The organism is Streptacidiphilus neutrinimicus, assembly GCF_000787815.1.
GTDB classification, from domain to species: domain Bacteria; phylum Actinomycetota; class Actinomycetes; order Streptomycetales; family Streptomycetaceae; genus Streptacidiphilus; species Streptacidiphilus neutrinimicus.
The window spans coordinates 1-17856 of record NZ_BBPO01000059.1 but is presented as its reverse complement, the minus strand read 5'-3'; the positions used below and the strand labels follow the sequence as shown (position 1 = coordinate 17856).

Here is a 17856-nt window from a genome sequence, read left to right as displayed (position 1 = left end):
CGTTCCACAGCCAAGATCCCACGCGGCGGCGCTCCCGGCCCTCACCTCCCCGGCCGAGCGCCGCCGGGCGTGTCCTGCCCCGGCGAGGGTCAGGCGCCGGATTCCAGGATGCGCTTGAGGGTGGCGAGTTCGGTGTCGACGAGGGCGATCTGCTCGTCGAAGAAGGCGTCGGTGAACGCCGGGGGCTGGAAGAAGGTCATCATGAACTCGGCCCCGGCGCCGTTGGGGACGACGCGGGCGGGGACCTGCCAGGACGCCTGGTCCTCGACGTAGTCGTGGTCGAGGAGGCCGAGCTCGGCGTTGGCGCGGATGCGCAGCCGGGCGGGTCCGTGCGGGGTGGCCATCAGCCACCAGGCCGGGTCGTCGGTGGGCTCGATCGCCTTGACGTTGACCACCGCCCAGGCGGGCCAGTTGGCCGGGTCGGCGAGGAACGCGAACACGTCGGCGGCCGGGCGGGCGATGGTGACGGTCTTCGTGACCGAGCGGGCGGTGGCGGGGGCGGTGCTCATGGGGGGGTGCTCTTTCATGGGGTTGGGGGTGTGGCGCCGACCAAATCCCTTATCCAGTGCTCCAGTTGGCGGCGCTGATCGGGAGTGAGGGCGGCGAAGAAGTGGGCGTCGTTGCGGTCGGCGATCTCGGCGAGTCGGGGCGCGAGCTCGCGTCCCTGGTCGGTGAGGGTCAGCCGCAGGATGCGCTTGGAGTGGGGGTCGGGTTCACGGGAGATCAGGCCTTTGGCGATCAGCCGGTCCACCAGCCGCGAGACGGCGCCGACGTCGATGTCGACGTAGCGGGACACCTCGCGGGTCGTCGTCGCGTCGCCCCGGTAGACGGTGATCAGCACGGCCCACTGGGCCACGGTCACACCGTGCTCGGCGAGTTGCCTCTCGAAGCGGCCGTGGACCTCGTCGGACAGGCGGCGAAGCCAGTAGCCGAGGTGGTCGTGCAGGCCGCTGGTCTGCGCAGTCACCACTCCAGGGTGAACCCCGACAGGAGTGTTGTCAAGACAACGAAGGAGAGCGTGCCCGGACGCCTGACACGGGCCTCGGCGCAGACCGGACAGGCTAAAACCGTGTCCTCCTAAGCGGTGATCTCCGGTGGAGGGCGGGCCGGGGCGGGTACCTGATGGCGCGTCGGATTCGCGAGGGCGGTCCGGCGTCTGCCGGGTGTCTGCGTGAGGATGTGAGGTGTCGTGATGAGAGCCGCGAAGCTGGCGGTGCTGACCGGACTGCTGGCTACGACCTTGACCGCGGTGCCGAGCGGGGCCGCGGCCGAGGGGGCCGGGGTGGGGGCGGGCCACGCGTCGCGGTTCGTGCCGGGGCCCTGCCCGCCCACCCTGCCGCACGGGGTGAAGGCCGACTGCGGGTACTTGGTCGTACCGGAGAACCGGGCCCGGCCCGACGGGCGAAAGCTTCGGCTCGCCGTCGCGATCGTCCCCGCGCAGTCTCCCGGGCCGCACGGGGACCCGATCGTGTTCCTGCCCGGAGGACCGGGACAGGACGCCGTCAGCGACATCGCGCAGATCACCGAGACCGGACTGAACCGCGACCGCGATCTCGTGGTCATGTCGCAGCGCGGGACGCTCTCCTCGCCGACAGCCCTGACCTGCCCCGAGATCGACCGGTTCTACCAGCGGCGGATCGGGCTGCGCTACGACGCCCCCTCCACCGGGCGGCTGTACGTGCAGGCGGTCTCGGCCTGCCGCGACCGGCTGGCCGGCGAGGGCGTCGACCTCGCGGCGTACAACACCACCGAGAGTGCGACCGACCTGGCGGACCTGCGGACGGCACTCGGCATCAGGGAGTGGAACGTCTTCTCTCACTCCTACGGGACCGAGTTGGCGCTGACGTACATGCGCCGTTATCCGCAGGGGATCCGATCGGTCGTGATCGACGGGGTGGTGCCGCCGTCGGTGGCGACCCCGGGCTGGACCTGGAGCAGCGTCAAGGAGTCGTTCGACAACATGACCGGGGCCTGCGCGGCGCAGCCCGCCTGCCGCGCGCGCTACCCGCAACTCGCCGCCGAGTTCACCCGCGAGGTGGGCCGGTTGGAGGCCCACCCCGTCACCACCCGGGTGACCGTCCCGGGGGTCGGACCGGTGAAGGTGGTCCTCGACGGCGGAGCGCTGGTGAACTGGATGGTCCGCGCCAGCCACACTCCCGCCGACTTCCCGCTGGCGGTGGACGAGCTGGCCCACGGCGACCCGCAGCGCGTCGCCGAGCAGTGGGCCTCCACTCGCTACCCCGGCAGCGAGGGGGTCTTCGCCCACGGCCTCTCCCTGAGCGTGTGGTGCAGCGAGTGGGTCCCCTACGAGACTCCGCGCGAGCAGCTGACCGCCGGCCTGCGGGCCTTCCCGACCTTCCCCACCTCGGTCCTGGCCCAGGCGCCACAGCTGGCCTTCCTGCGCGAGGCCTGCCGCGCCTGGGACGTCCCCGTGGCGGACCCGTCGATCCGCGAGGTCACCCGCAGCGCCATCCCGACCCTCGCCATCTCCGGGAGCTTCGACGCGCAGACCGGCGCGGTCTGGGGGCGCTACGCCGCGCTGACGCTGCGGAACTCGATCGTGGTGACGCTCGCCGGCGTCGCGCACGGCGTGTTCGACAATCCCTGCGGCTCACGCGTGATCACCACCTTCTACGACCGTCCCGACGCTCCCGACACCCGCTGTGTCGCCTCGGTGCGGCCCGTGCCCTTCGTCATCGGCCCGAGGTGGCCCAGGTGACCGAGGTGGCAGCGTCGTCGGCCGTCGACCGGGCGGACCGCTCCGACAGCCGCGAGGCCGGCGCGCCGCGCGTCGCCCGCCCGGTGTCACGCCGCGACCTGCTGCGTGTCGCCGCGGGCGGCGCCGCCCTGTCCGTCGCGCCGACGCCCGCGCGTGCCGCCGCCGTCCGTCGATCCTTCGGCGCCGGCGACAGCGCGTTCTCCTCGTTGCTGCGGGAGCTCGACGCCAAGATCGAGGCCGCCATGGCGGCCTACGCGATCCCGGGAGCAGCGGTGGGCGTGCTGCTCGGGGACCGCGCCTACGTCAGGGGTTACGGGGTCACCAATGTCGACCACCCCACGCCCGTCGACGCGGACACCCTCTTCCGGGTCGGTTCGACCACCAAGACCTTCACCGGCACGGCGCTGATGCGACTGGTCGACCGGGGCGGGATCGACCTCGACGCCCCCGTCCGCCGGTACCTGCCCGAGTTCGCGGTGGCCGACCGCACGGCCTCCAGGAAGGTGACGGTCCGCCAACTCCTGAACCACAGTTCCGGCTGGCTCGGCGACGACTACCAGGACTTCGGTCGCGGCGACGACGCGGTCACCCGCTTCGTGGACTCGATGACCCGCTTGCCCCAACTCACGCCCACCGGGCGGACGTTCGCCTACAACAACGCCGGACTGTGCGTCGCCGGCCGGATCCTGGAGGTCGCGACCGGCCTCACCTACGAGACCGCGGTGCGCCAGCTGCTCCTGGACCCGCTCGAGCTGCGTCACAGCCGCTTCTTCAGCGACGAGATCATCGGGCTGAACATCGCCGCCCCGCACAACGTCGTCGACGGGCGGGCGGTGGTGGAGCCCTCCTTCTGGCCGCAGCCGCGCAGCCTGGCCCCGACGGGCGGACTGATCTCCAGCGTGCGCGACCAGCTCGGCTGGGCCCGCTTCCACCTCGGCGACGGCACCACCCCCAAGGGCGCCCGGCTGCTGAGCGAAGCGTCGCTGACCCGCATGCGCTCGCGGCCGGGCCCGGGCGGCACGCTCGTCGTGGAGCTCGACGGGATGGGCGTCACCTGGATGCTGCGGCCCACGGCCCAGGGCCCCCGGATCGTGCAGCACGGAGGCACGTGGCCGGGCCAGATCTCCGGCTTCCTGATGGTGCCCGACCGCGGCTTCGCGCTGACCCTGCTGACCAACTCGGTGGGCGGCTCGCGCCTGCGCGACGACCTCTTCACCGACGACTGGGCCCTGCGTCGCTTCGCCCAGGTCAGCAACCTGCCTGCCGAACCTCGGCGCCTGAGCGCCGCGGAACTGGCGCCCTACGAGGGCCGCTACCTCAACCGGCGGATCGACGAGCACGGCACATGGGAGGAGTCCCTCGTCGAGTTCCGCGCCCACCAGGGCCGCCTGCAGGGGACCCAGACCACCCAGGGCGAGACCAACGAACTCGGCGTGGCCTTCTACCGCCCGGACTTCGGACTCGATCTCGACCCCTCGGGCAGGCCGATCGGCACCCGCTGCGACTTCCTGCGCGGACCCGACGGACGCGTCCTGTGGTGGCGCAACCACGGACGACTCCACCGGCGCACCGACTGACTCGCCCCGGCGCGCCCGGGCAGGGCCGACACCGGAGCAGGATTGGAGAAGCACCCCGGTCCGCACCCGCCGTAGGTTGACGACGTGGCCGGAAACACCGGCAGCGCAACCCTCAGGAGCGGCTCCCATGGCAGACAAGTTCTCGGCGATCATCTATCCGACCAAGGATCTGGAGAAGGCGAAGGCCCTGTTCACCACGCTGCTCGGCGAGCCGCCGGCCCAGGACACGCCGTACTACGTCGGCTGGACCATCGACGGGCAGAACATCGGCCTGAACCCGCACGGCTTCGAGCAGGGCATGACGGGGCCGATCCCTTACGTGGACGTCGTCGACATCAAGGCACGCTTCGACGCGCTGGTCTCGGCCGGCGCCAGCGTGCTGCAGGAGCCCACCGACGTCGGCGGCGGCACGCAGATCGCCACGCTCAAGGACGCCGACGGCAACACCATCGGGCTGCGCGGCGCGCCCTCGGCCTGAATCCCGACGTGGAGGGCGCCCCGGTCGGGGTGCCCTCGGCCGCTCCGAGCGGCTCAGAGCGGCTCCGAGTTGCGACGCCGCCCGGGACTATCCCCAGGCCTCAGGGCCGCCACCGCGCCAGTCGACGACACCGGGACGGTCGAACTCGGCGGGGTCGACCCCGCACTGCGCCATGATCGCCTTGACGTCGTCGGGCGAATACGCGCGCCCGACCTCAAGGTCGAAGAGGTCCACGCGCCGGAACGGCTGCCCTGCGGCGTCCACGGCGGGGCGGTGCACGATGATGCGCGCGCCGCCCGCGCCCGCGGAGAAAACGCTGCCACTCATGCTCCCAGGGTGCGGCCCCGCGCCTCCCTCGGCATCCGGGGAGGCGCGGGCCCCGGGCCTGCTCGATCAGGCCCAGGGGCCGGACGGCGAGGCCCGTTCCTAGTCCGCCACCCGGATCGGATTCCCCGCCCGGAAGGCGGCGATGTCGGCGACCGCGTCCTGGTAGAACACGGTGTACTGGTCGCGCGTCACGAATCCGATGTGGCCGGTGAGAAGGGCGTTCGGCAGGCTCCGCAGCGGATGGTCGGCGGGCAGCGGCTCGGTGTCGTACACGTCCAACGCCGCCCCGTGGATGCCACCGGTGCGCAGGACTTCGAGACCTCCGGCCATCCGGCCGCCCCCGCGCGAACGGGCGCGGAGGTGGGCGTCCCCCACCTGCTCATCGGGGGTCAAGGGTCCGGATCAGGGACTCGTCGTGGAGGTACCAGCGGACGTGGCCGCCGACCTCGATCTGACAGCGCCACTCCACGGGCCTGCCCTCACCGTTCCAGGTCCAGGCCCAGACGACGGCCTCCTCCCAGGTCCCGTCGGCCATCGCGACGAGCGCGTCCCGGCGGCGGGTGGAGCAGGGGTCGGCGGCCGCCGGCGCCGCGGCGCACCGCAGCCGCACGGGCCAGCCGTCCGGCACGTCCTGGTTGAGCGACGGATGCGGAGCGGGGTGAGTATCGAACATACATTCGAGTATAGATTCGACTGATGCCGCCGGCGACGTCAGCCTCGCCGTGACTGGTCGAGAAAGGTGGCACCTGGCCGCGGCAGCTGTCACTGGCCGCGCCGGTTCGCCTCGCCGCGATCATGCTGGGATGGCCCACGACATCCTGTTCTTCCTCGCCCAGACGACGAGGCTGCGGCTAGCACGCGCCTGCCGGGGCCCGGTGCGGCCTTCGAGTCCGTGAGGTGCCGCCTTCATGGATCCAGACACGGCGATCAGAAGTGCGTGGCGACGCCGAAGGCCCGGCGCAGCTGAGCCATGTCGTGGCGGTCGCGGTCGGACGGCTCGTAGCCCTGGTGGAAGTACACCTGCTGCTCCGCCGACAGGCACGGGACCACCGCCCCGGCGACGACGCCGGTGACGAAGCAGGAGGCCGGATAGCGAAAGGGACGCTCGGGGTCCGGCGAGGCCTGGACGGCGGATCCGTCCTCGGCGAAGACCAGCGGATGCAGGTCGATCTCACGCCCCGCCTGGTCGGCCACGACGAACCGCACCGGGCGCGCGCCGAGGGTCTCGACGAAGCCGGCAGCCGCCAGGGCGGCGACGACGCCAGGCTCCTGGTCGAGTCGATGCATCAGGTCCAGGTCGCGGTGCTCCCTGGTCTGTCGGCCGACCAGGGCGTCGATCCCCCAGCCCCCGCCGACCCAGACATCCGCGCCCGCCGCCTGAAGCAGCGCGAGGACGGAGAGCACGCCGTCAGCCGTGATCACTCGACGACCGTAGGTCGGTTGCGAGGAGGGCGGCGTCCGCCTCCGGAGTTTCGTGCATGGCGTCGTGGCCGGTCGGGAGGCGTTGGACCCGCCGCGCGGGATCGGCCATGAGCCGGGTACGGAGTTCCGTGAACGGCGTCCGGTCCGCCCATCCCGGGCAGTGGACGAACTCCCGGTGGGGCACCTGGGCGAGCGCGCCCGTCAGCCGGACCGTCTGCAGGAACGAGGCGAGGGGCTGCGGGCGGCGGGGGTCGCCGTCGTCCGGCACGCAGGCGTCGGGGCGCACCTGCCGCGCGACCCGGCCGCCGGGTACGAGGACGAATGTCGCCATGCGCGTCTCTCCTGTCTCGAGCCGAACGTTCGAGGCAGTGTCACCGGACACCCCGGTGGTCGGCCACCGAATACCCGGCAGGCTCCGCCCGAGTCGCGAGCGGAACCGGTGCCTTCCGGGCACTCTGGTTCCACTGAGGCTCCCGCCATCGCTCCTTCTCGGGTGGGAGACGCGGAACCCCCGAGGAGCCGAGCGATGAACGACGACGCGGCCGCACGGACGGAGCAGGTCCGCCTGGCTGTCTACGCCCACTTCGCGGCCACCGGCGCCGCTCCGTCCCCGTCGGACCTGGCCGCGCGGACCGATCTGCCGCTCGGGCGGGTACGCCCGGCGCTGGAGGCGCTGCACGCGCACCGTGACCTGGTGCTCGACGCAGCCGACCGGGACCGGATCCTGATGGCCCATCCGTTCGCCTCGGTTCCGCTCGGGTTCTCCGTGATGGGGGCGCGCACGCTGTGGTGGGGCGGCTGCGCCTGGGACTCGTTCGCGATTCCGCAGCTGCTCCACGGGGAGCGGGACGTGCTGGTCGCCACGCGCTGCCCGGCCTGCGACGCTCCGCACGCGTGGGTGGTCGGCCGGGACGCCCCACCGCCGGGCGAGCAGGTCGCCCATTTCCTCACCCCCGTCCACCGCATCTGGGACGACGTCGTGCACGCCTGCGCCAACCAGCGGCTCTTCTGCTCCGGCGGCTGCGTGGAGGCCTGGCTCGGGGCGACCGGCCGGCAGCGCGGTTACGTCATGGACCTGGGCACGCTGTGGCGGCTCGCGCGCGGCTGGTACGCGGGCCGCACGGAGCCGGGCTACTCCCGTCGCGACCCGTCCTCCGCCGCGGCGTACTTCGCCGAGGTGGGTCTGCACGGACCGTTCTGGGGGCTGGCCGACTGAGCGTCAGGAGCGGCTCCGCTCATGCGCCCGTACCGCGTCCGGCACTGGCGCCTGGTTGCCGCCGCGGTCTGACACCACGTCGGCGCGCCGGATGACGCGGGCGCCCCGACCGTGGTTGCCGCGTGGTCGACGCACCCGCGTTCCGGAGGGAGACGGCCCGACGCTCGCCGCGCGGTACGACCGGCAGGGGGCCCGGCCGCCGAGCGACCGCTACCCGGTGGAGGAGGTCGCCGCGGTCCACGACCGCGTCGACGCCGGCACCCGGGGCCGGGTCCTGGTCACCGTCCCGCAGTAGACGCCCTTGTCAGATCGCCGCTCCCCCGTCACGCCGGAGCACTGGGCGCGAAGGGGAGCAACTCCTCGCGGCCCTTGCTGACGACGCCGTAGCTGGCCTCGGGAACCTCGACCCAGGCGCCGGGCAGGTCCCCGATCGGCTCGGACACCACCAGGCGCGCGTCGTCGGCCACCTTCTCCAGGACGGGCATGTCCGGATACATCTCCCGGAGCTGCGGGACGCTGCGGTTGAAGTACAGCGACCGGGACTTTCCGGCGCTCGAATACCGGAACGCCCACAGCGAATCGCCGTCGCTGGTCGCGATCGTCCCCTGGAAGGGGAACTCGTGGCCGGCCTCGCGGCCGCGCTCCTCGACGAATCCGATCGCGCGCGCGACAGCGCCCGGCGGGTCGTCCTCGAGACCGAAGGTGAGCGCCAGATGGAACAGGAGCTCGGAGTCGGTCGTCCCGCCGATGTCCAGGTAGAGCGTGGGGTCGACCGCGAACGCGAGACTGCGTTTGATGTCACGGAACCCGTCGATGAAGCCGTTGTGCATCCACAGCCACCGCTGGTACCGGAACGGGTGGCAGTTGGTCTGCTGGACCGACGATCCGATGGCGGCGCGGATGTGCGCGAAGAACAGCGGCGAGGTGACGTGCGCCGACAACTCGCGCAGGTTCGTGTCGTTCCACGCGGGCTCGGTGCTGCGGAACACCCCCGGCAAATCGTTGGCCTCGGAGTACCAGCCGACTCCGAAGCCGTCGCCGTTGGTGGTCTCGGCCCCGAGCTTGGAATGCAGACTCTGGTCGATGAGCGAGTGGACCGGCGTGTAGAGCACCTCCGTCAGCCGGACGGGAGAACCCCAGTAGGCAAGCCATCGGCACATGGTCGACCTCCCTTGGTCGGTACCGAATTCACTACACAGATTATTGATCATCTTCGGGGAGGGTGCAGAGCGAGGGCTTCAGGCCATGCTCTCCGGGCTGCCCGCGTAGCTGACCAGCGCCCACACGATGAAGACGTCGATCGCGATGATCACCAGGCTCCAGACCGGAAGGTAGACCAGGAACAGGAAGCTGGCGACGATGCTCAGGCTCGCCACCGAGATCCCCAGCGTCCGCCCCCAGGAGGCGTCCCTGAGCACGCCGAATCCGGCGGCCACCGACAGCACGCCGATGGTCATGTGGATCCAGCCCCAGGCCGTGAGGTTGAACTTGTAGGCGTACGTCCCGACGCTCGCGTAGATCGAGTCCCCGTGGACGGCGGCGATGCCCTGCAGGACCGCCAGGACGCCGACGACCAGCAGGAGCACCGCCGCGAACCGCATGCCCCCCTTGACGGGGGAAGGCGTCACCGCGGGGACCGATCGGGAAGGCACAGCCATGACGCGCTCGCTTTCGTGGCAGGGCCGGCTCGCACGCGGCCATCCGTTGATCGAAACGCTAGGCACCGGCGGTCGGCTCAGCTCGACGGGTAGCCCAATCGGGCGAAGCCGCCGCCGTGATCCGGATGGGCGGCCGTAAGTCGGGTGGCCGTGGCGGAGACAATGCGGCATGGCTGAGAGAGACGGCGGGGCGAACGGTTCGTCCGAGATGGCAGGGGCGGCGAGGCTCGTCCTTCTGACCCTCGCGCTCGGGCAGTTCCTGATGGCCCTGGACAGCTCCGTGATGAACGTGTCCATCGCGACCGTCGCGGAGGACGTGGGCACCTCGGTGACCGGGATTCAGGGCGCGATCACGGCCTACACCCTGGTGATGGCCGTGCTCATGATTCCCGGCGGCAAGGTCGGCGCCATCATCGGCCGCAAGCGGGCCTTCATGATCGGGTGCCTGGTGTACGGCTGCGGCTCCTTCACCACGGCCATCGCGCCGAACCTGCCGGTCCTCCTGCTGGGCTGGTCGTTCCTGGAGGGCGTCGGCGCGGCCCTGATCCTGCCGGCGATCGTCGCGCTGGTCGCCGGGAACTTCGGGGAGCGGCAGCGTCCGGCCGCCTACGGGCTGGTCGCGGCCGCCGGGGCGGTCGCGATCGGGCTCGGGCCGCTCATCGGGGGCGTCGCGACCACGTACTTCTCGTGGCGCTGGGTGTTCGCCGGGGAGGTCGTGATGGTCCTCGGCATCCTGGCGCTCGCGCGTCGCGTCGCCGACGCGCCGCCGGACCGGCATCCGAAGATCGACGTCGTGGGCGCGGTGCTGTCGGCTCTCGGGCTCGGCGGCTTCGTCTACGGTGTGCTGCGCTCGGACGAGTGGGGCTGGTTCAACCCGAAGCCGGGCAAGCCGTCCTGGTTCGGGTTCTCGCCGGTCGTCTGGCTGTTGCTGGCGGGCCTGTTCGTGATCTGGCTGTTCTTCCGCTGGGAGCACCGCCTGTCGAAGCAGGGCAAGGAACCCCTGGTGGACCCCGCCCTGCTGCACAACCGTCAGCTCTCGGGCGGCCTGACGATGTTCTTCTTCCAGTACCTCATCCAGATGGGCGTGTTCTTCGTCGTCCCGCTGTTCCTGTCCGTCGCGCTCGGCCTCTCCGCGCTCGAGACCGGGGTCCGCATCCTGCCGCTGTCGCTGACCCTGCTCGCGGCGGCGGTCGGCATCCCCCGGCTGCTCCCGGACGTGTCCCCGCGGGCCGTCGTCCGGATCGGTCTGCTGGCGATGATCGCCGGCGCCGTGGCCCTGATGGCGACGCTGGACACCAGCTCGGGAGCGGAGGTCACCACGGTGCCGCTGCTGCTCGTCGGTCTCGGCATGGGGGCGCTCGCCTCCCAGCTGGGGTCAGTGACCGTCTCCGCGGTACCGGACGAGATGAGCGCCGACGTCGGAGGCGTGCAGAACACCGTCACCAACCTCGGCGCCTCGATCGGCACCGCGCTCGCCGGATCCGTCATGATCGCGGTGCTCACCTCGTCCTTCCTGAGCAACGTGGAGCAGAGCCCGGCGATCCCAGCCGACGTCAAGAACCAGGCCTCCGTACAGCTCTCGGCCGGCGTCCCGTTCGTGTCGGACGCCCAGCTCCAGGCCGCGCTCGACAAGTACGGCGTGAACTCCGAGGCCGCCCAGGCGGCCCTCGACGCCAACGCCGAGGCCCGGATCGACGGTCTCAAGGTGGCCCTGGCGATCCTGGCCCTGACCGGGCTCGTCGGGCTCTTCTTCGTGCAGCGCATCCCGACGACCCAACCCGGGTCGGCGCACCGCTCCGCGGACTGACGCCCGCCCGTGCGCGACAGCTCGAGCTCAGCGAGAAGCTCACCGCCGCACTCGAGCCCGCCGCCTGAGCGTGCGGACAGCAGCGCGTCGCGGCTCACACGTCGATCTGCGAGCCCATGATGACCGTGCTGTCGCGCGGCAGCCCGAAGTACTCGGCGGCGTCCGCCGTGATGTAGGAGGTGGCGATGAACAGCCGCTTGCGCCAGGCGGGCATGGTCGGCGCATTCCCCCGCCGCAGCTCGATCTTCGACAGGAAGTAGGAGACCTCCTCCAGCTGAATCCGCCCCTCCGTCTCGCCCGCGTCGAGCAGGGCCAGCGCACCGGGGACGTCCGGGGTCTCCATGTAGCCGAACCGTGCGGTGACGTGGACGATACCGTCGTCGCCGTAACCCAGGTGGTCGACCACGATCCGCTCGTCCGCCGGGACGCGCGGCACGGTCTCGGTCTCGATGGAGAGGATGACGATCTGGTCGTGCCGGACGTGGTTGTGCTCGACGTTGGCCCGCAGGGCCAGCGGAGCGGTGGCCGCGCCCCGGTTGAGGAAGACGGCCGAACCGGGGATCCGGACCGTGGCCTCCTCGCCGCTGCGGAGCTGGTCGACGAACTCGCGCAGCGGACCCTCGCGCCGGGCCCGCTCGGCGCTGACGATCTGACGGCCGCGCTGCCACGTCGTCATCACCGTGAACGCGGTGATGCCGATCAGCAGCGGCAGCCACGCGCCGTGGACGAACTTGGTCATGTTGGCCGCCACGAACAGCAGGTCCACCGTCATCAGCAGGCCGGCGCCGATGACCACCAGCCACCGGGGCGTCCCCCACCTGGTCCGGGCGACGTAGAAGAAGAGCAGCGTGGTGATGGTGATGGTGCCGGTGACGGCCATGCCGAAGGCGAAGGCGAGCGCGGTGGAGCTGCGGAAGGCGAAGACCAGGGTGAGCACCGAGACCATGAGCAGCCAGTTGATCCAGGGCACGTAGATCTGGCCGATGGTGGATTCGGAGGTGTGGGCGATGCGCAGGCGCGGCAGGTAGCCGAGCTGGGCGGCCTGGGAGGCGACGGAGTACGCGCCCGTGATCACCGCCTGGGAGGCGATGACCGTGGCGGCGGTGGCGAGAAAGATCATCGCTACCCGTCCCCAGCCGGGCGTGAGCAGGAAGAAGGGGCTGCTGATCTTGCTGGGGTCCCCCAGGATCAGGGCTCCCTGGCCGAGGTAGCTCAGGACGCAGGCGGGGAAGACGAGGAACGTCCAGGCCCGGGTGATCGAGCGGCGGCCGAAGTGGCCCATGTCGGCGTAGAGCGCCTCGGCGCCGGTGACCGCGAGGACCACGGCGGCCAGGGCGAAGAAGGCGGTGCCGAAGTGGCCGACCAGGAAGGTCAGCGCGTAGGAGGGCGAGAGCGCGCGGAGGATCGCGGGGTGGTCGACGATGCCGGAGATCCCGCAGGCGCCGATCGCCGCGAACCAGGCGACCATGACCGGCCCGAACGCCCGGCCGACGGCGGCGGTGCCCCGGCGCTGCACCAGGAACAGCACGACGATGATGGCGGCCGTGACCGGCACGACGGCGCTGCCGAGCGACGGTTGGACGACCTTCATCCCCTCGACCGCCGACAGCACCGAGATCGCCGGGGTGATCATGCTGTCGCCGAGGAACAGCGCCGCGCCGAAGATGCCCAGCCCCGCCAGCACGGCCACCGTCCGCCGGCTGCGCTGTGTGCTCGCCCGCCGCACGAGGGTGATCAGCGCCATGATGCCGCCCTCGCCGTCGTTGTCGGCGTGCATCGCCAGCAGCACGTACGTGACCCACACGACGATCACCACCGACCAGAACACCAGCGACACCACGCCGTAGACGTTCTGCGTACTCACCGGGACCGGGTGCGGGTCGTTCGGGTCGAAGACCGTCTGGAGGGTGTAGATCGGGCTGGTGCCCAGGTCGCCGAAGACGACGCCGAGCGCCCCGATCACCAGCCCGAGCCGCACGACGTCAAGCCCGGCCCCGTGGCCGTGGTCCTGGTCGGGCCCGGGCCCCGGGGCACCAGGGCCGGACGTGGATCCCTGCGGGTCAGCGGCCATGGCGGCCTCCTCAGCGGGCCGCGTCGCGGCTGGTCAGGTGCGCTCTTCGGACGATACCCGCCCGAAGGTGCGCTCGCCCGGGAGATGACCGGGGACACAGCCTGCCTCGCCGTGGTCAACATGCAACGGGGTGGGAGCCTTGCGGCAAGGCCCCCGCCGTGCCGCAGACTCGTCGCTCGCCCGGGCGGGCGCGCCCCGCGTGGTCGTCCCCCAGGCGCCCGACCAGCCGTACGGGGCCGGCCGGGCGGCCGATCTGGGCATCGGCGCGGCGGTCGACACCGCCGCTCCCGCCGTCGAGTCCCTCGCGGCCGCGCTCGGCGCGTCGCCGACTCCGGAGACCGGGCGCGGGCGAGGTCCGTGGCCGACGCCGTTCGCACGGACGGCGCGGCGGCGGCCGCCGAGCTGCTGCTCGCCATGGCTGCTGCTGCAGGGACGTCGGCCTCGGCCTGAGCCGCTGAGCGGTCGGGTGGCCCGGGCCGCCGGGCGGCCGGGTTGCCGCACACCGCGCTTCCCGCCCTTTCTCGGTGTCGCCGCGAGCAGTCCCACACCCTCGCCACGACGCGGATCCGCGCGATACGGCGTCAGGCGGCGCCTGCCTGCTTCGTGCCGCCACGGACCCAGCGGTGCTCGACCTTGGCGAACCGCCAGTAGCCGATGGCGCAAACCCACACGACGACGAACAGGCCGACGATGACGAAGCCGACGTTGTTGAGGTCGATGTTGGAGATCCAGTTCGTCACCGGGTCGGTGAGGTTCAGCTGGTCGTGCAGGATGCCGACCAGCTCGATCGTGCCGATCAGGAAGGCGACGGCGATGGAGAGCCCGGTGATGGTGAGGTTGTAGTAGACCTTCCGGACCGGGTTCGAGAACGCCCAGTGGTAGGCGAAGTTCATGAACGTGCCGTCGAGCGTGTCGAACAGGCTCATACCGGCAGCGAACAGCAGCGGCAGGCAGACGATGGCGTACCAGGGCAGACCGGCCGCCGCGCCTGAGCCGGCCATCACCATCAGCGTCACCTCGGTCGCGGTGTCGAACCCGATCCCGAACAGCACGCCGACGGGGTACATCTGGCCCGGCCGGGTGATGGACTTCGTCAGCCGGCCCAGGATGCGGTTCATGAAGCCGCGGTTGTCCAGGTGCTTCTCCAGCTCGTGCTCGTCGAACTGGCCGGCGCGCATCGCCTTGAAGACCTTCCAGATGCCCATCAGCGCCACCAGGTTGAGCGCGGCGATCAGGTACAGGAAGCTGCCGGAAGCCAACGTGCTCACGGTTCCCAGATTCTGACGTGCGCTCGAGTTGTCGTTCGTCAGGTTCGTCGCCATCCGCATGCCGGCCGCGATGCCGCCGGCCAGCAGGATCACGATGGTGGAGTGGCCCAGGGCGAACCAGAACCCCACCGAGATGGGCCGCTTGCCGTCGGCCATCAGCTTGCGCGTGGTGTTGTCGATCGCCGCGATGTGGTCGGCGTCGAATGCGTGCCGCATGCCCAGGGTGTACGCGGTGACCCCGAGGCCCAGGCCGAAGACCTGGGTGCCGACCTTGTAGTGGTGCGGCGCGACCAGCGCCGCGAGGATCCCGAAGGCGACCACGTGCAGGGCCACGATGACCCCCAACAGACCGGCGCTGCGCCACCAGTCCCTTCTCTCCCAGCGGATGACCGGGGTCGCGGGAATGGCGCCCGGCCGGGCGGCGGTCGCCGCCGTGCTTGTCGCAGCAGGGTTTTCGGGCAGGATCATGGAAGGCAGCCTCTCCAGCACCTCGTGGATGGTCTCGTGCGTGCCGTGGCCGGTCTCCTGGCTGACGGGTGCTGCCGCCCCAGCCTCTGGCCTTCCCAGGCGCTGACGCGCCCAGTGGCCTCCCGCGATCTCGTCGATCGCGGGAACGAGCAGGGACTTCCCGATCACAGTGGCGAGGGCCGCTCCGGACTTGAACCGGTCTTCCCGAACACCACGGCCCGACCACCCTAGGGCCCCGCGACAGAGCTCCACAAGGCTGCGCAGGTGCGCAGGTGTTGCAGATCACCTCAAGACAGAGGCGGGATGATCCGTCTGCAGATCCCAGCCCCCCAACGCGTCCGCCGCGGCAGACGCGCCCGACGTCAGCTCGCAGCGGTGACCTCGGCGCAACGGGCCGCCACGTCCGCCCAGTTGACGACGGACCACAGCGTGCTCCCAGGCGTCGAAGACCAGCAGCGGCGTGGTGCTCTGGCCGACCCCGCTAGGCGTTCAGCGCCGCCCAGGTGTAGCTGTCCATGATGTCGCGGGGGCCGATCGTGGAGAGCTCCGAGCCGTCACGCCCCACAGCCACGATGAGTGGTCGCACTCCCCCCGCGGGCCGTGGACGGCGACTTCCAGACCACGAGGAACCTGCCGCCTCCGCCGAAGTGCTGCCACGTCTCGCCGCAGCGCTCGAACAACGCGGTGTGCGTCTCCGCCTTCGCCGACCCGGGACGCCAGACGAGCCACATCGCACCGACCCCCGCGTCCCGGTCGACGTCGCCCGACACCAGGGTCAGCCAGCGGCGCGGCAGCCAACGGGGCTGTGCCGCACAGCCGCTGACCAGGTGTCGGACCAGCCTCGGCCCGATGATCCCCAGCCAGCGGTCCATCCGGCTTATCCGGCGCACCTCCGCGCGCGTGAGCATGGACCACCTCGAATTCGTTCGGTCGCGGGAGGACGGAATCGGTGAGGGTCAGTCGCCCTTGGGTCAGTCGCCCTGGCCCGCGCTGCCGATCGGGCCGACCTTCACCGGGGTGCCGGAGCCGTCCGTGACCGGCAGCGAGCCGGCTCCCGGCCAGCGCAGGGTGACCGAGTGAGGCTCGTCCGGCGGGGTCACCACCAGTCCGGTGATGCGGACGCCGGAGCCGCCGGAGGTGTTCGTCGGGTAGCTGATCCCGAAGTACGTCGACGCCCCGCTCTTGAGGACGGCCCGGACGACCGGCTCGCCGGAGCGCTGCGCGGACAGCGCTCCCGCGCTGGTCTGCAGGTCGACTCCCGCGTACCCGCCTATCGTGCAGGCCCTGCCGCTGCGGTTCTTCAGCTCCACCACGACGGTGCCGCCGGTGTCGCCGGTGATGGTGCGGTCCACGGCCGTGATGCCCAGCGCCTCGGTGCGGCACTCGGCTGCCTTGGTCGTTCCGGCGGCAGTGGTCCCGGCAGCCGTGGTCTGACCGCCCGTGCCCTGACCGCCCGTCGCCGTCCCACCGTTCTGACCCGAGGCGCCCGTGGTCGAACCCCCGGCCGGGGACGAGGCGGTGGACCCGGACGCCACGGACGACGGCTGGCTCTGCCCGGTGTTCGCGGCTCCGCCGCTTTGGCAGGCCGTGAGCGAGACCCCCGCGAGGACGGCCAGGGCTGCGAGGGTGAGCTTGTGAACGCGCATGGTGTTTCTTCCTCGTGTCAGATGGCGGAGCCGGCGCCCGGGGCTCGCTCCGTTTCGGTCCGAGCGGGCGCTTGTGGTGGTCATGACCGCCGGGCACGGGTGATCCGTTCCGCCCAACTGGCGCTCGATACAGCGCCGTTACACAGACCACCCGGCACAGTGCGCACACGGACCGGTCACACCGCCCCGATTGCGCCTGCCGCCGGGCGGGAAGGCGGTTTCCCACAGACGCACGCATTCGTTCGCGAGCGTCGCTTCTGGGACAGACCCGTGACCCCGGGGATCTTGACCGCGAGGGCCGGCAGCGCGAGGGCCGGCAGCGCGGAGGCGCAGGCAGGCCACGCACCCTCCGGCCGAGAATGCTTGATAACATCAATCATCACGTCGGGCCGGGCCCCGCCCGGACGCCCACGGCCGGTACCCGAGAAGGAACGTCATGAGCACTGTTGATCACCGGTCGGCCGTCGCCGCCGAGACCGCGCGGTTCGTCCAGGTCGTGGAGCGCGCCGACCTGTCCACCCCCGTCCCGTCCTGCCCCGGGTGGACGCTGACCGACCTGATCCGGCACGCCGGAAGCGTCCAGCGCTGGTTCGCCGTGCTGCTGCGCGGGCGCATCCAGCAGCCGCCGACCAGCCGCGACGTCGAGCTCAAGCTGCCCGAGGACGAGGCCGGTTACCCGCAGTGGCTGGCCGACAGTCTGGCCGAGGCCACCGACGCCATCGAGGCGGGCGACCTCGACGATCCGATGTGGGCCTGGGGCGTCGACCAGCACGCCCGCTTCTGGGTGCGGCGGATGCTCTTCGAGACGCTCGTGCACCGGACCGACGCCGAACTTGCCCTGGGCCTGCGCCCCGAGATCGACCCCGCGCTCGCACTGGACGGCGTGGACGAGTTCCTGGTCAACCTGCCGAACGCCTTCATGTTCGCCCCGCGGACGGCCGAGCTGCGCGCCGAGCACCGCACCATCGAGTTCAGCTGCCCCGAGGGCCGCCGGGTGGTCCGGCTCCGTCCCGACGCCTTCGGCGTCGAGCCGGACACCGACGGCCCCGCCGACGCCTCCGTCCACGCCGCCACCGCGGGCGACCTGCTGCTGCTCCTCTACGGCCGCCACGACCGCACCGCCGACGCCTTCGCGCTCTCCGGCGACCAGGGCCTGCTCGACCACTGGTTCTCCCACTCGCAGTTCTGACTCGCAGTTC

At 71.5% G+C, this 17856-nt stretch carries 20 protein-coding genes and 1 riboswitch; of the genes, 7 read left to right on the top strand and 13 right to left on the bottom strand.

Annotated elements, in window-relative coordinates; genetic code table 11:
- Window positions 1-89: 89 nt before the first annotated feature.
- Together TR48_RS29000 and TR48_RS43700 are read right to left on the bottom strand one after the other, a co-directional pair.
- A complete protein-coding gene (locus tag TR48_RS29000) occupies window positions 90-509 on the bottom strand; it encodes an SRPBCC family protein (RefSeq protein ID WP_042372824.1) in 420 nt (139 codons plus the stop codon).
- Window positions 510-523: 14 nt separating this feature from the next.
- A complete protein-coding gene (locus tag TR48_RS43700) occupies window positions 524-967 on the bottom strand; it encodes a MarR family winged helix-turn-helix transcriptional regulator (protein WP_042372822.1) in 444 nt (147 codons plus the stop codon).
- Between the two features lie 225 nt (window positions 968-1192).
- Here TR48_RS43700 and TR48_RS28990 point away from each other — a divergent pair, with 225 nt between their 5' ends.
- The 3 genes from TR48_RS28990 to TR48_RS28980 all read left to right on the top strand — a co-directional run bounded on the left by TR48_RS28990 (window position 1193) and on the right by TR48_RS28980 (window position 4774).
- The gene (locus TR48_RS28990) at window positions 1193-2719 is read left to right on the top strand and encodes an alpha/beta fold hydrolase (RefSeq protein ID WP_084729857.1); all 1527 of its coding nucleotides are present in this window, start codon (window positions 1193-1195) and stop codon (window positions 2717-2719) included.
- Window positions 2716-4296, top strand: coding sequence for a serine hydrolase domain-containing protein (locus TR48_RS28985; RefSeq protein ID WP_201777174.1), 1581 nt, complete (start codon window positions 2716-2718; stop codon window positions 4294-4296). Before TR48_RS28990 ends, TR48_RS28985 begins: the two co-directional genes overlap by 4 nt.
- Window positions 4297-4423: 127 nt before the next feature.
- Entirely contained in the window at window positions 4424-4774 is a 351-nt protein-coding gene (locus tag TR48_RS28980; protein ID WP_042372820.1) for a VOC family protein, read from the top strand.
- An 87-nt stretch (window positions 4775-4861) separates the two neighbouring features.
- Here the strand turns inward: TR48_RS28980 and TR48_RS28975 are convergent, their stop codons facing one another.
- The 5 genes from TR48_RS28975 to TR48_RS28955 form a co-directional block, all read right to left on the bottom strand.
- Window positions 4862-5101 (bottom strand): hypothetical protein, encoded by a 240-nt coding sequence (locus TR48_RS28975; protein WP_052443144.1) that lies wholly within the window; start codon window positions 5099-5101, stop codon window positions 4862-4864.
- 99 nt (window positions 5102-5200) lie between these two features.
- Window positions 5201-5494 carry an NAD(P)-dependent oxidoreductase gene (locus TR48_RS28970; RefSeq protein WP_439654503.1) on the bottom strand — a complete coding sequence of 98 codons (294 nt, stop codon included), beginning with the start codon at window positions 5492-5494 and terminating at the stop codon, window positions 5201-5203.
- Window positions 5481-5774, bottom strand: a complete 294-nt coding sequence (locus tag TR48_RS28965; RefSeq protein WP_152628235.1) for a hypothetical protein — start codon at window positions 5772-5774, stop codon at window positions 5481-5483. Before TR48_RS28965 ends, TR48_RS28970 begins: the two co-directional genes overlap by 14 nt.
- A gap of 254 nt (window positions 5775-6028) precedes the next feature.
- On the bottom strand, window positions 6029-6520 hold the full coding sequence (locus TR48_RS28960; protein ID WP_174501747.1) for a nucleotidyltransferase domain-containing protein: 492 nt from the start codon (window positions 6518-6520) through the stop codon (window positions 6029-6031).
- On the bottom strand, window positions 6510-6854 hold the full coding sequence (locus tag TR48_RS28955) for a hypothetical protein (RefSeq protein WP_236652377.1): 345 nt from the start codon (window positions 6852-6854) through the stop codon (window positions 6510-6512). Before TR48_RS28955 ends, TR48_RS28960 begins: the two co-directional genes overlap by 11 nt.
- Before the next feature lie 195 nt (window positions 6855-7049).
- On the opposite strand from TR48_RS28955, the gene merB reads away from it, so the two are divergent.
- Window positions 7050-7739: an organomercurial lyase gene (gene merB, locus TR48_RS28950; protein WP_042372813.1), complete on the top strand. Its 690-nt coding sequence runs from the start codon at window positions 7050-7052 to the stop codon at window positions 7737-7739.
- Between the two features lie 91 nt (window positions 7740-7830).
- Complete coding sequence (locus TR48_RS28945; protein ID WP_152628234.1) at window positions 7831-8034, top strand: hypothetical protein; 204 nt, start codon at window positions 7831-7833, stop codon at window positions 8032-8034.
- A gap of 28 nt (window positions 8035-8062) precedes the next feature.
- Here TR48_RS28945 and TR48_RS28940 read toward each other — a convergent pair whose 3' ends face one another.
- Together TR48_RS28940 and TR48_RS28935 are read right to left on the bottom strand one after the other, a co-directional pair.
- Entirely contained in the window at window positions 8063-8899 is an 837-nt protein-coding gene (locus TR48_RS28940) for a class II glutamine amidotransferase (RefSeq protein WP_042372809.1), read from the bottom strand.
- A 78-nt stretch (window positions 8900-8977) separates the two neighbouring features.
- Window positions 8978-9397 (bottom strand): DUF7144 family membrane protein, encoded by a 420-nt coding sequence (locus tag TR48_RS28935; protein ID WP_042372807.1) that lies wholly within the window; start codon window positions 9395-9397, stop codon window positions 8978-8980.
- Window positions 9398-9566: 169 nt separating this feature from the next.
- On the opposite strand from TR48_RS28935, the gene TR48_RS28930 reads away from it, so the two are divergent.
- On the top strand, window positions 9567-11204 hold the full coding sequence (locus TR48_RS28930; RefSeq protein WP_042372805.1) for an MFS transporter: 1638 nt from the start codon (window positions 9567-9569) through the stop codon (window positions 11202-11204).
- Between the two features lie 94 nt (window positions 11205-11298).
- Here the strand turns inward: TR48_RS28930 and TR48_RS28925 are convergent, their stop codons facing one another.
- From TR48_RS28925 to TR48_RS28905, 4 genes are all read right to left on the bottom strand, one after another.
- On the bottom strand, window positions 11299-13275 hold the full coding sequence (locus TR48_RS28925) for a potassium transporter Kup (RefSeq protein ID WP_084729855.1): 1977 nt from the start codon (window positions 13273-13275) through the stop codon (window positions 11299-11301).
- Window positions 13276-13856: 581 nt separating this feature from the next.
- A complete protein-coding gene (gene nicT / locus TR48_RS28915) occupies window positions 13857-15011 on the bottom strand; it encodes a Nickel transporter NicT (RefSeq protein WP_042372869.1) in 1155 nt (384 codons plus the stop codon).
- A 30-nt stretch (window positions 15012-15041) separates the two neighbouring features.
- Window positions 15042-15242: riboswitch (cobalamin riboswitch) on the bottom strand.
- Window positions 15243-15565: 323 nt separating this feature from the next.
- Entirely contained in the window at window positions 15566-15919 is a 354-nt protein-coding gene (locus tag TR48_RS28910; RefSeq protein ID WP_052443143.1) for a hypothetical protein, read from the bottom strand.
- A gap of 63 nt (window positions 15920-15982) precedes the next feature.
- Complete coding sequence (locus tag TR48_RS28905; protein ID WP_042372801.1) at window positions 15983-16657, bottom strand: DUF4232 domain-containing protein; 675 nt, start codon at window positions 16655-16657, stop codon at window positions 15983-15985.
- Window positions 16658-17093: 436 nt separating this feature from the next.
- Between TR48_RS28905 and TR48_RS28900 the strand changes: the two genes are divergently transcribed.
- The gene (locus TR48_RS28900) at window positions 17094-17846 is read left to right on the top strand and encodes a maleylpyruvate isomerase family mycothiol-dependent enzyme (protein ID WP_042372799.1); all 753 of its coding nucleotides are present in this window, start codon (window positions 17094-17096) and stop codon (window positions 17844-17846) included.
- Window positions 17847-17856: the final 10 nt, after the last annotated feature.

Bases quoted from the DNA above. Each gene is read 5' to 3' on its own strand.
- TR48_RS28975 (WP_052443144.1), bottom strand. From the start codon at position 5,101: ATGAGTGGCAGCGTTTTCTCCGCGGGCGCGGGCGGCGCGCGCATCATC.
- TR48_RS28955 (WP_236652377.1), bottom strand. From the start codon at position 6,854: ATGGCGACATTCGTCCTCGTACCCGGCGGCCGGGTCGCGCGGCAGGTG.
- TR48_RS28900 (WP_042372799.1), top strand. From the start codon at position 17,094: ATGAGCACTGTTGATCACCGGTCGGCCGTCGCCGCCGAGACCGCGCGG.
- TR48_RS28905 (WP_042372801.1), bottom strand. From the start codon at position 16,657: ATGCGCGTTCACAAGCTCACCCTCGCAGCCCTGGCCGTCCTCGCGGGG.
- TR48_RS28980 (WP_042372820.1), top strand. From the start codon at position 4,424: ATGGCAGACAAGTTCTCGGCGATCATCTATCCGACCAAGGATCTGGAG.
- TR48_RS28925 (WP_084729855.1), bottom strand. From the start codon at position 13,275: ATGGCCGCTGACCCGCAGGGATCCACGTCCGGCCCTGGTGCCCCGGGG.
- TR48_RS29000 (WP_042372824.1), bottom strand. From the start codon at position 509: ATGAGCACCGCCCCCGCCACCGCCCGCTCGGTCACGAAGACCGTCACC.
- merB (WP_042372813.1), top strand. From the start codon at position 7,050: ATGAACGACGACGCGGCCGCACGGACGGAGCAGGTCCGCCTGGCTGTC.
- TR48_RS28910 (WP_052443143.1), bottom strand. From the start codon at position 15,919: ATGCTCACGCGCGCGGAGGTGCGCCGGATAAGCCGGATGGACCGCTGG.
- TR48_RS28945 (WP_152628234.1), top strand. From the start codon at position 7,831: ATGACGCGGGCGCCCCGACCGTGGTTGCCGCGTGGTCGACGCACCCGC.
- TR48_RS28935 (WP_042372807.1), bottom strand. From the start codon at position 9,397: ATGGCTGTGCCTTCCCGATCGGTCCCCGCGGTGACGCCTTCCCCCGTC.
- TR48_RS28930 (WP_042372805.1), top strand. From the start codon at position 9,567: ATGGCTGAGAGAGACGGCGGGGCGAACGGTTCGTCCGAGATGGCAGGG.
- TR48_RS28990 (WP_084729857.1), top strand. From the start codon at position 1,193: ATGAGAGCCGCGAAGCTGGCGGTGCTGACCGGACTGCTGGCTACGACC.
- nicT (WP_042372869.1), bottom strand. From the start codon at position 15,011: ATGATCCTGCCCGAAAACCCTGCTGCGACAAGCACGGCGGCGACCGCC.
- TR48_RS28940 (WP_042372809.1), bottom strand. From the start codon at position 8,899: ATGTGCCGATGGCTTGCCTACTGGGGTTCTCCCGTCCGGCTGACGGAG.
- TR48_RS28965 (WP_152628235.1), bottom strand. From the start codon at position 5,774: ATGTTCGATACTCACCCCGCTCCGCATCCGTCGCTCAACCAGGACGTG.